The sequence below is a fragment of the Lelliottia wanjuensis genome (assembly GCF_030238365.1).
Lineage (GTDB): Bacteria > Pseudomonadota > Gammaproteobacteria > Enterobacterales > Enterobacteriaceae > Enterobacter > Enterobacter wanjuensis.
In genome coordinates, this window is record NZ_JASSOT010000065.1 from 98,386 (window position 1) to 112,397 (window position 14,012).

15 protein-coding genes are annotated in these 14,012 nt (G+C 55.0%); 12 read left to right on the plus strand and 3 right to left on the minus strand.

Features of this window, described 5'->3' with window-relative positions; all coding sequences use genetic code 11:
* Positions 1-77: 77 nt before the first annotated feature.
* Positions 78-1,115 (plus strand): S66 family peptidase, encoded by a 1,038-nt coding sequence (locus tag QQF33_RS18420; protein WP_285149110.1) that lies wholly within the window; start codon positions 78-80, stop codon positions 1,113-1,115.
* Positions 1,116-1,390: 275 nt separating this feature from the next.
* Here QQF33_RS18420 and QQF33_RS18425 read toward each other — a convergent pair whose 3' ends face one another.
* A complete protein-coding gene (locus tag QQF33_RS18425; RefSeq protein WP_285149111.1) occupies positions 1,391-2,002 on the minus strand; it encodes a GIY-YIG nuclease family protein in 612 nt (203 codons plus the stop codon).
* A gap of 78 nt (positions 2,003-2,080) precedes the next feature.
* On the opposite strand from QQF33_RS18425, the gene QQF33_RS18430 reads away from it, so the two are divergent.
* Positions 2,081-2,335 carry a hypothetical protein gene (locus QQF33_RS18430; RefSeq protein WP_285149112.1) on the plus strand — a complete coding sequence of 85 codons (255 nt, stop codon included), beginning with the start codon at positions 2,081-2,083 and terminating at the stop codon, positions 2,333-2,335.
* Between the two features lie 262 nt (positions 2,336-2,597).
* On the opposite strand, the gene QQF33_RS18435 is transcribed toward QQF33_RS18430, so the two are convergent.
* Complete coding sequence (locus tag QQF33_RS18435) at positions 2,598-4,283, minus strand: aspartate:alanine antiporter (protein ID WP_285149113.1); 1,686 nt, start codon at positions 4,281-4,283, stop codon at positions 2,598-2,600.
* A 277-nt stretch (positions 4,284-4,560) separates the two neighbouring features.
* Between QQF33_RS18435 and QQF33_RS18440 the strand changes: the two genes are divergently transcribed.
* A complete protein-coding gene (locus QQF33_RS18440; RefSeq protein ID WP_285145470.1) occupies positions 4,561-4,932 on the plus strand; it encodes an inner membrane protein YbjM in 372 nt (123 codons plus the stop codon).
* A gap of 29 nt (positions 4,933-4,961) precedes the next feature.
* Here QQF33_RS18440 and QQF33_RS18445 read toward each other — a convergent pair whose 3' ends face one another.
* The gene (locus QQF33_RS18445; RefSeq protein ID WP_095281388.1) at positions 4,962-5,231 is read right to left on the minus strand and encodes a GrxA family glutaredoxin; all 270 of its coding nucleotides are present in this window, start codon (positions 5,229-5,231) and stop codon (positions 4,962-4,964) included.
* 186 nt (positions 5,232-5,417) lie between these two features.
* Here QQF33_RS18445 and nfsA point away from each other — a divergent pair, with 186 nt between their 5' ends.
* The 9 genes from nfsA to rlmC all read left to right on the plus strand — a co-directional run bounded on the left by nfsA (position 5,418) and on the right by rlmC (position 13,858).
* Positions 5,418-6,140 carry a nitroreductase NfsA gene (nfsA, locus tag QQF33_RS18450; RefSeq protein ID WP_285158394.1) on the plus strand — a complete coding sequence of 241 codons (723 nt, stop codon included), beginning with the start codon at positions 5,418-5,420 and terminating at the stop codon, positions 6,138-6,140.
* Positions 6,141-6,210: 70 nt separating this feature from the next.
* Positions 6,211-7,113 (plus strand): 30S ribosomal protein S6--L-glutamate ligase, encoded by a 903-nt coding sequence (rimK, locus tag QQF33_RS18455; protein ID WP_285158395.1) that lies wholly within the window; start codon positions 6,211-6,213, stop codon positions 7,111-7,113.
* A 55-nt stretch (positions 7,114-7,168) separates the two neighbouring features.
* Positions 7,169-7,645 (plus strand): YbjN domain-containing protein, encoded by a 477-nt coding sequence (locus QQF33_RS18460; protein WP_282492324.1) that lies wholly within the window; start codon positions 7,169-7,171, stop codon positions 7,643-7,645.
* Positions 7,646-8,001: 356 nt separating this feature from the next.
* On the plus strand, positions 8,002-9,114 hold the full coding sequence (gene potF / locus QQF33_RS18465) for a spermidine/putrescine ABC transporter substrate-binding protein PotF (RefSeq protein ID WP_282492325.1): 1,113 nt from the start codon (positions 8,002-8,004) through the stop codon (positions 9,112-9,114).
* A gap of 97 nt (positions 9,115-9,211) precedes the next feature.
* Positions 9,212-10,345: a putrescine ABC transporter ATP-binding subunit PotG gene (gene potG, locus QQF33_RS18470; protein ID WP_285149114.1), complete on the plus strand. Its 1,134-nt coding sequence runs from the start codon at positions 9,212-9,214 to the stop codon at positions 10,343-10,345.
* A 9-nt stretch (positions 10,346-10,354) separates the two neighbouring features.
* The gene (potH, locus tag QQF33_RS18475) at positions 10,355-11,308 is read left to right on the plus strand and encodes a putrescine ABC transporter permease PotH (RefSeq protein ID WP_285149115.1); all 954 of its coding nucleotides are present in this window, start codon (positions 10,355-10,357) and stop codon (positions 11,306-11,308) included.
* Positions 11,305-12,150 carry a putrescine ABC transporter permease PotI gene (gene potI / locus QQF33_RS18480; RefSeq protein ID WP_095281394.1) on the plus strand — a complete coding sequence of 282 codons (846 nt, stop codon included), beginning with the start codon at positions 11,305-11,307 and terminating at the stop codon, positions 12,148-12,150. The genes potH and potI overlap by 4 nt, the downstream gene beginning before the upstream one ends.
* Positions 12,151-12,192: 42 nt before the next feature.
* Positions 12,193-12,690 carry a YbjO family protein gene (locus tag QQF33_RS18485; RefSeq protein ID WP_390888426.1) on the plus strand — a complete coding sequence of 166 codons (498 nt, stop codon included), beginning with the start codon at positions 12,193-12,195 and terminating at the stop codon, positions 12,688-12,690.
* Between the two features lie 40 nt (positions 12,691-12,730).
* The gene (rlmC, locus tag QQF33_RS18490; RefSeq protein ID WP_285149116.1) at positions 12,731-13,858 is read left to right on the plus strand and encodes a 23S rRNA (uracil(747)-C(5))-methyltransferase RlmC; all 1,128 of its coding nucleotides are present in this window, start codon (positions 12,731-12,733) and stop codon (positions 13,856-13,858) included.
* Positions 13,859-14,012: the final 154 nt, after the last annotated feature.

A 14,012-nucleotide genomic window follows, 5' to 3' on the forward strand; every position in this document is an offset into this window, starting at 1 on the left:
AAATTATGGGTAAGGATTGGCACTCGTTCCACAATTTATGGATGATGGATTGCGCTCTTCTGATAAGGATTTATGAGATGAACATAAGTTTTCCGCCCAAACTGGTTCCAGGGGATTTGATTGCGATTACCGCACCCTCGTCAGGCGTTCCTCCTCATTTGCATCAGCGGTTGGACCTTGCCATTCAGCAACTAAAAAACCGGGGATACAGGGTTCGTGAGGGGGAGTGTTTACGCTCTCAGCATAAAAATAAAAGTGCCTGTAAGCGGTTGCGAGCGACGGAGCTGATGGCCTTCCTGACCGATCCAGAAGTGAAAGCCATCATGCCGCCATGGGGCGGAGATCTGGCTATGGAGCTGCTTGAACTGATTGATTTCCAGAGGCTAGCCACTCTGGAGCCGAAATGGTTTGTGGGTTTTTCTGATCTAAGCACTTTGCATTTCCCGCTGACCACGCTGTCGCACTGGGCAACCTTACATGGTCCTAATCTGATGGATTTGGGAGCCAGAGAATTGGATCCCACAACACAAGCCATTTGGAGCATTCTTGAAAACGAGCGGGCAACTCATATCAAGCAGTACTCCTCCCAGGCTTATCAAATCGAAGAAAACCAATGGGGACCGGCTTCGGATGAGGGTTTCAATCTTACAAAGGAGACGAAGTGGAAGCGACTGGATGGCGGCACGACGCCCGTCAGTTTCGAGGGCCGATTAATAGGTGGTTGCCTTGACATCATCTCGAGACTTGCCGGAACACCTTATGGTCAATTATCGCGCTTCCGGGAGCTGAATCGCCAGGACGGTATTATTCTCTATTTTGAAAATGTGGAAATGGGCCCTTGTGAATTAACGCGAGCATTATTGAGCTTACGTTTGCAGGGCTGGTTCAACGATTTAGCTGGCGTACTCATAGGAAGGAGTGCTGCTTTAGATGTTACAGAAGCGACGCAGCATAATTATTTAGACGCCCTTCGTTCGGCCCTGGGAGACCTTAGCGCTCCGGTTCTTTATGACGTCGATATTGGTCATATTCCTCCGCAAATTTCACTGGTCAATGGTGCCAGTGCGACGGTGGAATTTACTGAACAGGGAAGTACGGTGACGCAAGTGATTTGATGTGGGGTCTGAAATTCAGGCGGCTTAAAAGCCGTCTTTTAATGGACTTATTGAAAAAATGGCTTACAAGATAATCAATATACCAATGGCAAGGAGTGGCGATTACGGGGCATTGCCAATTGTTCTCGGCACTAAAGCATTACTAATGGATACCTCTATTTTTGGCTTCCATATCCATCATAAAGCCGGTCATGTAGTTAGGATTGAAATCCAGGTCCTTAGTTTTCCAGTATGCAGCTCTCATTTCCTTTAATTGGAATCTCAGGATATGTTTTTTATTCATTCATCAATTCTGCAATGACACTCCGTCTAAATCCTCTTTCATCCGCGATCTCCATTATTTTGGCTTCTGCCATGGCTTTGCTGCGCATTGCTGAGAGTATCGGTTTAAAGTTGTGGTTGTTACCCTGAAGGTTTAATGGCAGCGAAATGCTGGAAATTAATTTTTCTTCCAATACCCAGGGTTCTTCATTTGCTACCCAATACACATGTGCATTCTTTTCCATCCACTTGTCCAGCCACTGCTCGCCAGGATGGGTAAATGTCGTTCTGGTTCCCGAGCCAACACGGCGGAGAGGAAAATTGCTTTCCGCCGATAGCAATACCCCGAGCGTGCGCCTGAGCGTTGAGCCCTCGGCGTTGCCGCTATAGTGAGTTTTGATGCGCTGACGAAGATTGGCGCGGCTGTTCGGTTTTCCTTTTTTATCCGGTGAAATACCGACATAGAGTAATGTATATCCATCCTGAATAATGCAACCCTCAGTCGGAACACCTGGCGGGATCTCTTTGAACCACCAAAAATAGATACCATTTACAGCAGGAACAGGTGTGGGGCGACTCATGACATCTGTTCTGCTGAAAAATCTGTCAGGATAAAAATTAAACACGCGTATTCTCCGGGCTGATTCATCCTGATATTTTATAGGATTGTTATCTGGGAATGCTTGATTAACTTGGGGGAAATAATGAGTTTAAGAGTTACGACGCAGCTGGTGGACACCTGGAAGAAACGCATTCAGCGGGAGGGCTTGAAAGGCTCTACCTACTTTTGCCAACAGAGTGGGGCTGTTTGGGTTTCCGCCTCAGCCGATCATCAGGCTATCTGTCAGAAAATTTTAGGTAGGGATTCAGGAACCAGTTCTTTGGCGAGTTATTTGCGCTGGGATGATGTCGGCGCGGTTGCTTTAGTTGAACTGCTGTACGCGATTGAATCGGCATAGAGCAACGATTTATGCGCATAGCAAAAGCGCTGCCGCCACTTTGTCGCCATACATGGGACAGTGGCTGTGTAAGTGATTGATCTGATAGATGACAAATCCCAGGCAACAAAAAACCCATCAACCTTGAACCAAAGTGGCGGGGTTGATGGGCTCCACAAATTGGGGGACATCAAAGAAAAGCAGTGGCAATAGTTATGACTGCCTCATATACGAAAAGTTCTGCGCATCGCAAAAAAATTTGCGCGATGCGCATTCTTCAGAGTTATCCGAGCGCGGGCCAGATGACGATGATCAGCGTACCGGCGAGGGTCAGCAGGACGTTGGCGATGGCGTAAGTGCCAGCGTAGCCCAGCGCCGGGATGTTGCTGCGCGCGGTGTCGCTGATGATTTCCATTGCCGGGGCGCAGGTGCGCGCGCCCATCATCGCGCCAAACAGCATTGCGCGGTTCATGCGCAGGACGTAGGCGCCGAACAGGAAGCAGATCACTACTGGCAGCAAGCTGACGATCAGACCGGCGACCAGCATCTGCCAGCCGACAGTGCCCAGGCTGTGGCCGATGCCGCTGCCTGCGCTCAACCCCACGCCTGCCATAAAGACCATCAGACCGAACTCTTTCACCATGTTTAGCGCGCCCTGCGGGATATAGCCAAAGGTCGGGTGGTTGGCTCGCAGGAAGCCGAGCATGATCCCGGCGAACAGCAGACCGGCAGCGTTACCCACGCCGAAGCTAAAGTTGCTGAACTGGAAGGTGATCATCCCAATCATCAGGCCGACAATAAAGAAGGCGCAGAAGGCCAGCAGGTCGGTCACCTGGCTGTGGATGGAGATAAAGCCGATGCGATCGGCGACGGTTTTGACGCGGCGCGCGTCTCCGCTTACCTGCAGAACGTCGCCTTTGTTCAGGACGACATTGTCGTCAATCGGCATTTCAATCTGGCTGCGGATCACGCGGTTCAGGAAGCAGCCGTGATCGGTCAGCTTGAGCTGCGCCAGACGGCGGCCAACGGCGTTGTGGTTTTTCACCACAATCTCTTCCGTGACGATGCGCATGTCGAGCAGGTCACGGTCGAAGACCTCTTTACCGTTACGGAAGCTCGGATCGAGGCGCGCGTGGGCGTCCGGGTAGCCGACCAGCGCGATATCATCGCCCATCTGCAGTACGGCGTCCCCGTCCGGGTTAGCCAGTATGCCGTTGCGGCGGATACGTTCGATGTAACAGCCGGTCTGGCGATAGATGCCCAGCTCGCGCAGATTTTTACCGTCGGCCCAGGCGACCAGCTCCGGCCCGACGCGATAGGCGCGAATGACAGGCAGATAGACTTTGCGTTTAGTGTCGGTATCCAGACCACGCTCGCGAGCAATCTGCTGGGCGCTGGTCTGGAGATCCTGGTGCTGGAGTTTAGGCAAATAACGGGCGGCGACAATCAGGCTCACCAGACCAATCAGGTAGGTCAGGGCATAGCCCAGGCTCAGATGATCGAGCGCCAGCGAGAGCTGGCTTCCCGCCATGCCCGAGTGGCGCAACGTATCGCCCGCACCAACCAGCACCGGCGTTGAGGTCATCGAACCGGCGAGCATCCCCGCGGTCAACCCGATATCCCAGCCAAACAGTTTACCCAGCCCTAACGCGATCACCAGCGCGCTGCCGACCATCACCAGCGCCAGCATCAGATAATTTTTGCCGTCGCGGAAGAAAATTGAAAAAAAGTTCGGCCCGGCTTCCACACCCACGCAAAAAATAAACAGCATAAAACCGAGATTCAGTGCATCCGTGTTAATGCTGAAATGCTGCTGGCCTAATAATAATGAGACCACTAAAACGCCAATGGAATTACCAAGTTGAACTGAACCCAGGCGTAATTTACCCAGACACAGTCCCAGTGCCAGTACAACAAATAATAACAGGATGTAATTCCCATTTAACAAATCTGCGACGTTTATATTCACGGAGGCTAACTTCTTGTTTACCGTTAAGCTGTTGAAAGGATGGGGGATTTAGGCTACTGTTTTATCCCATGTGAGTGCAGGGATTTTCCCTTTCGCCCATACAGAATATATCCCACAGAACAATAACTGGCCGATAGTCTAATCGTATTAGATATCCAGGGCCAGAAAAGATCGCGTAACAATGTATGAGCTTTGGCAAGGAATGCCACATTGCATTATCTGACTGGGCGTCCGTTGGACGATTGTGTATTCGATAGTGATGGAGTCAGGAGGATTTTTGAACATCAAGCGGAACTGGGCAGGCGTCGTCTGCTGCTTTCTACTGTTTATCGCGGTTTGCCTCTCTTTAGCATTCCACGTCAAAGGCGCATTCAGAGCCTCAGGCCATCCTGAGCTGGGTTTGCTCTTTTTCATTTTACCCGGCGTGATCGCAAGCTTCATTTCCCGCGGGGGAGAAGTGGTGAAACCGCTGATTGGCGCGATGCTGGCGGCACCGCTGTGTCTGGTGCTGTTACGTCTCGTTTTTGCCTCGCCGCGTTCGCTATGGCAGGAGCTGGCGTGGCTGATGAGCGGGATATTCTGGTGTGCGCTGGGCGCGCTCTGTTTTATGTTTGCGCGCAGCCTCGTTCATCGCTGGCGACACAAATAAAAACGCCCTCCTGAGAGGGCGTTAACGCGTTACTGGGCGGCAAACAGCCCCAGATTTTCTTTCGCGTAGGCTTCGAAATCGGTAAAGCCGCCGATGTGCGTCTGGTCGAGGAAAATCTGCGGTACAGTCTCAACAGGTTTACCCACGGTTTTTTCCAGATCGGCTTTGCTGATGCCTTCCGCGTGAATGTCCACGTAGCGGAAGTTAAAGTCATCGCGCTCAGCGGTCAGTTTTTCTGCCAGTTCTTTAGCGCGGACGCAGTAAGGGCATCCCGGACGTCCAAAAATCACTGCAAACATATCTCTCTCCTCAAAACGTAAGCCCAACGGCGAATGCGCTTAGTTTGCCCGATAACCGTTGCTCATGGAAAGCAGGTTTTACCTGTCGCTTTAATACTTACAGGCTATGTTTCGCCAATTACATCACACTTTTCTTTGCCTATACTGGCTGTCATTCCGCGTACAGACTGAGAAAAGAGAGACCTAATGACGCCGACGATTGATGTGATTCGCGCCCACCGTTCCATCCGCCATTTCACCGATAAGCCGATTAGCGACGCCGAACGTGAAGCGATTGTGGACAGCGCGCGCGCGACCTCCAGCTCGAGCTTTTTGCAGTGCACGTCGATTATTCGCATCACCGACCGCGCGATGCGTGAACAGCTGGTGACGCTCACCGGCGGGCAACCGCACGTGGCGCAGGCGGCGGAGTTTTGGGTGTTTTGCGCCGACTTCAACCGTCATCTGCAAATCTGCCCCGATGCGCAACTGGGCCTGGCGGAACAGCTTCTGCTCGGCGTCGTGGATACAGCGATGATGGCACAGAACGCGCTGACGGCGGCGGAATCCCTCGGATTAGGCGGCGTTTACATCGGCGGCCTGCGTAATAACATTGAAGCAGTGACCGAACTGCTGAATCTGCCAAAACACGTTTTACCACTGTTTGGCCTGTGCCTCGGCTGGCCGGCGGACAACCCGGATCTCAAGCCGCGCCTGCCTGCGGCAATGATCATGCACGAGAATCACTACCAGCCGGTGGATGCGCAGGTTCTTGCCCAATACGACGAAGAGCTTGCCAGCTATTACCTGTCACGCGAAAGCAATAATCGCCGCGATACCTGGAGCGATCACATTCGTCGCACCATCATCAAAGAAAACCGTCCGTTTATTCTCGACTATTTGCATAAACAGGGCTGGGCTGTGCGATAAGTCCATTCATCCTGTGCCAGCCTGCGTGTATGATACGCAGGCTTTTATCGAGTCTTTAGAGAGGTGCAGGGTGAAAATTGCCATTTTGTCCCGGGATGGAACGCTCTATTCGTGTAAACGTCTGCTTGAGGCAGCCAATAAGCGTGGTCATCTGGTTGAGATCCTCGATCCGCTGTCGTGCTATATGAACATCAGCCCGGCGGCGTCCTCGATTCACTATAAAGGCCGCCATCTGCCGCACTTCGATGCGGTGATCCCCCGCATCGGCTCGCAAATTACCTTCTACGGCACCGCCGCGCTGCGCCAGTTTGAGATGCTCGGCAGCTACCCTTTGAATGAATCCGTCGCTATCACCCGCGCGCGCGACAAGTTGCGCTCCCTGCAGCTGCTCGCTCGTCAGGGGATCGACCTGCCGATTACCGGCATCGCCCACTCGCCGGATGACACCAGCGATCTGATTGATATGGTCGGCGGTGCGCCGCTGGTGGTGAAACTGGTGGAGGGCACGCAGGGCATTGGCGTGGTGCTGGCTGAAACGCGCCAGGCGGCTGAAAGCGTCATCGATGCCTTTCGCGGTCTGAATGCGCATATTCTGGTGCAGGAGTATATCGAAGAGGCGAAGGGGCACGACATCCGCTGCCTGGTCGTCGGCGACGAAGTGGTGGCCGCCATTGAGCGTCAGGCGAAAGACGGCGATTTCCGATCGAACTTGCATCGCGGCGGCGTGGCGCGCATCGCCACGATCAGCGACCGCGAACGCGAAATTGCCATCAAGGCGGCGCAAACCCTGGGGCTGGATATCGCGGGCGTGGATATTCTGCGCGCGAACCGTGGTCCGCTGGTGATGGAAGTGAATGCGTCACCCGGCCTTGAAGGCATTGAAAAAACCACCGGGATCGATATCGCAGGCAAAATGATCTCTTGGATCGAGCGCCACGCCACGCCGGGCTTTTGCCTGAAAACGGGTGGTTAGGGCTGAATTTTTTGCGTAATCTAGGCGAAGTTTTTACTTAAGAGGCTGCACTGCTATGGATTTACAGGTCGTTCCAACACTGGATACGTTACGTCAATGGCTCGACGATGCAGGCATCACCTATTTTGAGTGTGATTCCTGTCAGGCGTTGCACCTGCCGCATATGCAAAATTTCGACGGCGTGTTTGATGCCAAAATCGATCTGATCAACGACGTGGTGCTTTTCTCGGCGCTGGCGGAGGTCAAGCCCTCGGCATTGCTGGCCCTGGCGTCTGATTTATCGGCCATAAATGCCGGTTCTTTGACGGTGAAAGCATTTCTCGACATACAGGATGATAATCTGCCGAAACTGGTGGTTTGCCAGTCTTTATTCGCCGGACCCGGTGTGTCGTTTAAGCAGTTTGCCTGGTTTATGCGCCAGAGCGAAGAGCAGATCTCCATGGTGATGCTGGAAGCCAGCGCGCACCATTTACTCTTTACCACCGAAGAGGATATGGAGAATAACGATTCACGGGACTCGTTCCTGCACTAAGCCTTCCAGACCTCACGCAGTCGCTGCCATGGCGGCTGCGTATCACAATATTTTCTTCTGGCTGTAACCTTTCTTTAAAGAATTATTCACTTACCCGCAGGCCATTTCGGCTTATCCCATAGACAGATCCTGCATAAAAAATTGATAAAAGGCGTTTTTTAATCTGGGCTATAGCCTGGGGCACGGGCTACAGTTATTCTTGCGGAGCTTAAAAAAGCGAGCAGAAACTGCCAAAAGATTTTTTCTTTTGCGTCAGGCACAGCGACAAAATATGCACGATTCTTGCATATCACCAATTGCATGGTTTGAGTTCGTTTGTTAACAACTGTTAACGAGCTTTCATAAGGAATAACGCTATGATCGCCTTACATAAAAAATGGTTATCGGGTCTGGTTGCGGGTGCTCTGATGGCTGTCTCTGCCGGTACGCTCGCTGCGGAACAAAAAACGCTGCACATTTATAACTGGTCTGACTATATCGCCCCGGACACGGTAGCGAATTTCGAAAAAGAGACCGGGATTAAAGTGGTCTACGACGTCTTCGACTCCAACGAAGTGCTGGAAGGCAAACTGATGGCGGGCAGCACCGGTTTCGACCTGGTCGTGCCGTCAGCCAGCTTCCTTGAGCGCCAGCTCACCGCCGGTGTGTTCCAGCCGCTGGATAAAAGCAAACTGCCGAACTGGAAAAACCTCGATCCTGAGCTGCTGAAGCTCATCTCCAAACACGACCCGGAAAACAAATTCGCCATGCCGTACATGTGGGCGACCACGGGTATCGGTTATAACGTCGATAAAGTGAAAAAAGCGCTGGGTGCAGACGCGCCGGTGAACAGCTGGGATCTGGTGCTGAAACCGGAAAACCTCGAGAAACTGAAAAGCTGCGGCGTCTCCTTCCTTGATGCGCCGGAAGAGGTGTTTGCCACCGTGCTGAACTACCTCGGCAAAGATCCGAACAGCACCAAAGCCGACGACTACACCGGCCCGGCAACCGATCTGCTGCTGAAGCTGCGTCCGAATATTCGCTACTTCCACTCCTCCCAGTACATCAACGATCTGGCAAACGGCGACATCTGCGTAGCCATCGGCTGGGCGGGTGATGTCTGGCAGGCCGCGAACCGTGCGAAAGAAGCCAAAAACGGCGTGAATATCTCCTATTCGATTCCGAAAGAGGGGGCGATGGCGTTCTTCGACGTCTTTGCGATGCCTGCGGATGCGAAAAACAAAGACGAAGCCTATCAGTTCCTGAACTATCTCCTGCGTCCGGACGTGATTGCGCACATCTCTGACCACGTCTTCTACGCCAACGCCAACAAAGAAGCGACGCCGCTGGTGAGCGCAGAAGTGCGCGACAATCCGGGTATCTACCCGCCGGCTGACGTGCGCGCCAAAATGTTTACCCTGAAAGTTCAGGATCCGAAAATCGACCGCGTCCGTACTCGCGCGTGGACGAAGGTGAAAAGCGGTAAATAAACCGTTATCCAGGCCGGGCATGCGCGACATCGCCCGGCAACAGGCGCACCTTTTCGGTGCGCCTGCACCCGTTTAGATTTCTGCCGGAGAGCACCCCGTGAACGAAACCCTCCCACGCCCGCAGGCGAAAACCCGTAAAGCGCTGACTCCGCTCCTCGAAGTCCGTAACCTGACCAAATCCTTCGACGGCCAGCACGCCGTGGATGACGTCAGCCTGACGATCTATAAAGGCGAAATTTTTGCGCTGCTGGGCGCTTCCGGCTGTGGAAAATCCACGCTGCTGCGCATGCTGGCCGGGTTTGAACCGCCAACGGCCGGACAAATTATGCTGGATGGGGTCGATCTCTCCCGCGTTCCGCCGTACGAGCGCCCGATCAATATGATGTTCCAGTCCTACGCCCTTTTTCCCCACATGACGGTGGAGCAGAACATCGCCTTTGGTCTCAAGCAGGACAAGCTGCCGAAAGCAGAAATCGCCGCCCGCGTCGCGGAAATGCTGAGCCTGGTCCACATGCAGGAGTTTGCAAAACGTAAACCGCATCAGCTCTCCGGCGGCCAGCGTCAGCGTGTGGCACTGGCGCGAAGCCTGGCAAAACGGCCAAAACTTTTGTTGCTCGACGAGCCGATGGGGGCGCTGGATAAAAAACTGCGCGACCGGATGCAGCTCGAAGTGGTGGATATCCTCGAGCGCGTCGGCGCGACCTGCGTGATGGTGACTCACGACCAGGAAGAGGCGATGACCATGGCCGGGCGTATCGCGATCATGAATCGCGGGAAGTTCGTGCAAATCGGCGAGCCGGAAGAGATTTATGAGCATCCGACCACCCGTTACAGCGCCGAGTTTATCGGCTCGGTGAACGTCTTCGAAGGGCTGCTGAAAGATCGTCAGGAGGACGGCCTGGTGATTGAGTCGCCGGGTCTGGTGCATCCGCTCAAGGTCGACCCGGACGCGTCGATTGTCGATAACGTCCCGGTTTACGTGGCGCTGCGCCCGGAAAAAATCATGCTCTGCGACGAGCCGCCAGCCGATGGCTATAACTTTGCTGTCGGTGAAGTGGTCCACATTGCCTATCTCGGTGATCTCTCGATCTATCACGTGCGCCTCAAAAGCGGGCAGATGATCAGCGCTCAGCTGCAGAACGAACACCGCTACCGGAAGGGACTGCCGACCTGGGGCGACGAAGTGCGCCTGTGCTGGGATGCGGACAGTTGCGTCGTGCTGACGGTATAAGGAGTGGCCATGAATACACTTGAACCACCGGCCCGCGTGCAAAAACCGGGCGGTTTTGCGCAGTGGCTGACGCGCGTGCAGATGGCGCACGGCCGCAAGCTGGTGATTGCCATGCCGTACGTGTGGCTGATCCTGCTGTTCCTGCTGCCGTTTTTGATCGTCTTCAAAATCAGCCTCGCGGAGATGGCGCGGGCGATCCCGCCGTACACGAATCTGATGGAGTGGGTCGACGGGCAGCTGTCGATCACGCTTAATCTCGGCAATTTCCTGCAGCTCACGGACGATCCGCTCTATTTCGAAGCGTATCTGCAGTCCTTGCAGGTGGCGGCGATCTCGACGATCTGCTGTCTGGCGATGGGCTATCCGCTCGCCTGGGCGGTGGCGCACAGCAAACCCTCGACACGCAACATTCTGCTGCTGCTGGTGATTTTGCCGTCGTGGACCTCGTTCCTGATCCGCGTGTACGCCTGGATGGGAATTCTGAAAAACAACGGCGTGCTGAATAACTTCCTGATGTGGCTCGGCGTTATCGATCAGCCGCTGACCATTTTGCACACCAACCTGGCGGTCTACATCGGGATTGTGTACGCCTATCTGCCATTTATGGTGCTGCCGATTTACACGGCCCTGACGCGGATTGACTACTCGCTGGTGGAGGCCTCGTTGGATCTCGGCGCGCGTCCGCTGAAAACCTTTTTCCAGGTGATCGTGCCGCTGACCAAGGGCGGGATTATCGCCGGTTCGATGCTGGTCTTTATCCCGGCGGTGGGCGAGTTCGTGATCCCGGAACTGCTCGGCGGTCCGGACAGCATCATGATTGGCCGCGTGCTGTGGCAGGAGTTCTTCAATAACCGCGACTGGCCGGTGGCGTCGGCGGTGGCGATTGTGATGCTGCTCCTGCTGATCGTGCCGATCATGTGGTTCCATAAACATCAGCAAAAACAGATGGGAGATCACGGATGAACAACTTACCGGTCGTGCGCTCCCCGTGGCGAATTCTGATTCTGGTGCTCGGCTTTACCTTCCTCTATGCGCCGATGCTGATGCTGGTGATCTACTCGTTTAACAGCTCAAAACTGGTGACGGTCTGGGCGGGCTGGTCGACGCGCTGGTACGGCGAGCTGTTTCGCGACGACGCGATGATGAGCGCCGTGGGACTGAGCCTGACGATTGCCGCCTGTGCGGCGACCATGGCGTCGGTGCTCGGCACCATTGCGGCGATGGTGATGGTACGTTTTGGCCGTTTCCGCGGTTCGAACGGTTTTGCCTTTATGATCACCGCACCGCTGGTGATGCCTGATGTAATCACCGGTCTGTCGCTGCTGCTGCTGTTTGTCGCCCTGGCGCACGCCATCGGCTGGCCGGCAGATCGCGGGATGTTGACCATCTGGCTGGCGCACGTGACGTTTTGTACCGCCTACGTGGCGGTGGTGATTTCGTCGCGCCTGCGCGAACTGGATCACTCCATTGAAGAGGCGGCGATGGATCTCGGTGCCACGCCGCTGAAGGTCTTCTTCATCATCACGCTGCCGATGATCATGCCTGCGGTGATCTCCGGCTGGCTGCTGGCGTTTACCCTGTCGCTGGACGATCTGGTGATCGCCAGCTTTGTCTCCGGACCGGGGGCGACCACGCTGCCGATGCTGGTCTTCTCCAGCGTGCGCATGGGCGTGAACCCGGAGATCAACGCCCTGGCGTCGATCATCCTCGGCGTGGTCGGGGTTGTCGGTTTTATCGCCTGGTATCTGATGGCGCGGGCTGAAAAACAGCGTGTACGTGATATCCAGCGTGCAAGACGCGGCTGAAGCATTTAAAATTCTCAGTGAAGTGCCGCGCCTGTCGCGGCACTGTTTTTCAGGGAAGTAAAAACATTGGGATTTTTTAGCAAATCACGACATTCGCATGCGCGCCTCAACGTTCCTGCTCTGGTGCAGGTGGCTGCGCTCGCCATTATTCTGATTCGCTGCCTTGATCTGCTGATGGTGTTTAACATGCTCGGCGTGAAAGGCGTGGGCGAGTTTATCCATCGCAGCGTGCAGACATGGAACCTGACGCTGGTCTTTTTCGCGAGCCTGGTGCTGGTGTTCGTCGAGATTTACTGCGCGTTTTCCCTGGCGAAAGGGCGCAACTGGGCGCGCTGGGTCTATCTCCTGACGCAGGTGATTGCCACAGGCTATCTGTGGGCCGCCTCGATTGGTTACGGCTATCCTGAACTGTTCAGCATTGCCGGTGAATCGAAGCGGGAGATTTTCCGCTCGCTGGTGATGCAGAAACTGCCGGACCTGCTGGTGCTGTTCCTGCTGTTTGTTCCGGCGTCCAGCCGGAGGTTCTTCCGCCTGCAATAATGTGTATAATCGCTGCCCTCGCGAACAATGAGGTTTTCCTATGCAGTGCGCACTCTATGACGCCGGTCGCTGCCGCTCCTGTCAGTGGATAGAGCAGCCGGTTTCCCAACAACTCGCCGCCAAAATGGCCGATCTCCAGCAGCTGCTGGCTGAGCATCCGGTGGCGGAGTGGTGCGCGCCTGTCAGCGGTCCGGAGCAGGGCTTTCGTAATAAAGCCAAAATGGTGGTCAGCGGCAGCGTCGAACGACCGCTGCTCGGCATGCTGCATCGCGACGGCACGCCGGAAGATCTCACGGATTGCCCGCTCTATCCCGCGTCCTTTGAGCCGGTCTTCGCCGCGCTGAAACCCTTTATCGCTCGCGCCGGACTGACGCCCTACAACGTCGCCCGCCAGCGCGGTGAACTGAAATATCTCCTGCTGACCGAAAGCCAGCTCGACGGCGGGATGATGCTGCGCTTCGTGCTGCGCTCTGAAACCAAGCTGGAACAACTGCGCGCGGCGCTGCCGTGGCTGCAACAGCAATTGCCGCAGCTGAAGCTCATCACTGCCAATATTCAGCCGGTGCATATGGCGATCATGGAGGGGGAGAAAGAGATTTTCCTCACCGAACAGCAGGCGCTGGCTGAGAATTTCAACGGCGTGCCGCTGTGGATCCGCCCGCAAAGTTTCTTCCAGACCAACCCGGTGGTCGCCAGCCGTCTGTACGCCACGGCGCGCGACTGGGTGCGGGCGTTAGATATCGATCATATGTGGGATCTGTTCTGCGGAGTCGGCGGCTTTGGCCTGCACTGCGCTACGCCAAACATGAAACTGACCGGGATCGAGATTTCCGCCGAGGCCATCGCCTGCGCGAAGCAGTCTGCCGCCGAACTGGGTCTGACGGATCTGCATTTCCAGGCGCTGGACTCCACGCAATTCGCCACCGGGCAGGGCAGCGTTCCGGACCTGGTGCTGGTCAACCCGCCGCGTCGCGGCATCGGCAAAGCCCTCTGCGAATACCTGAGCCAGATGGCACCGAAGACGATTATCTACTCCAGCTGTAACGCCCAGACCATGGCGAAAGATATCGCGATGCTTTCGGGCTATCGCGTCGAGCGGGTGCAGCTTTTCGATATGTTCCCGCATACGGCGCACTATGAAGTGCTGACGCTTCTGGTTCGTTTGTAAGACATGCCGGGTGGCGGCTTTGCCTTACCCGGCCCACAGGTCCGACGCTTTTTGTAGGTCGGGTAAGCGCAGCGCCACCCGACACAACCCCTCCGCACAATCTTCAACAAAATGTGAACTCTTTCGCCGCCCAAAATCAGGTAAGCTTTAACTA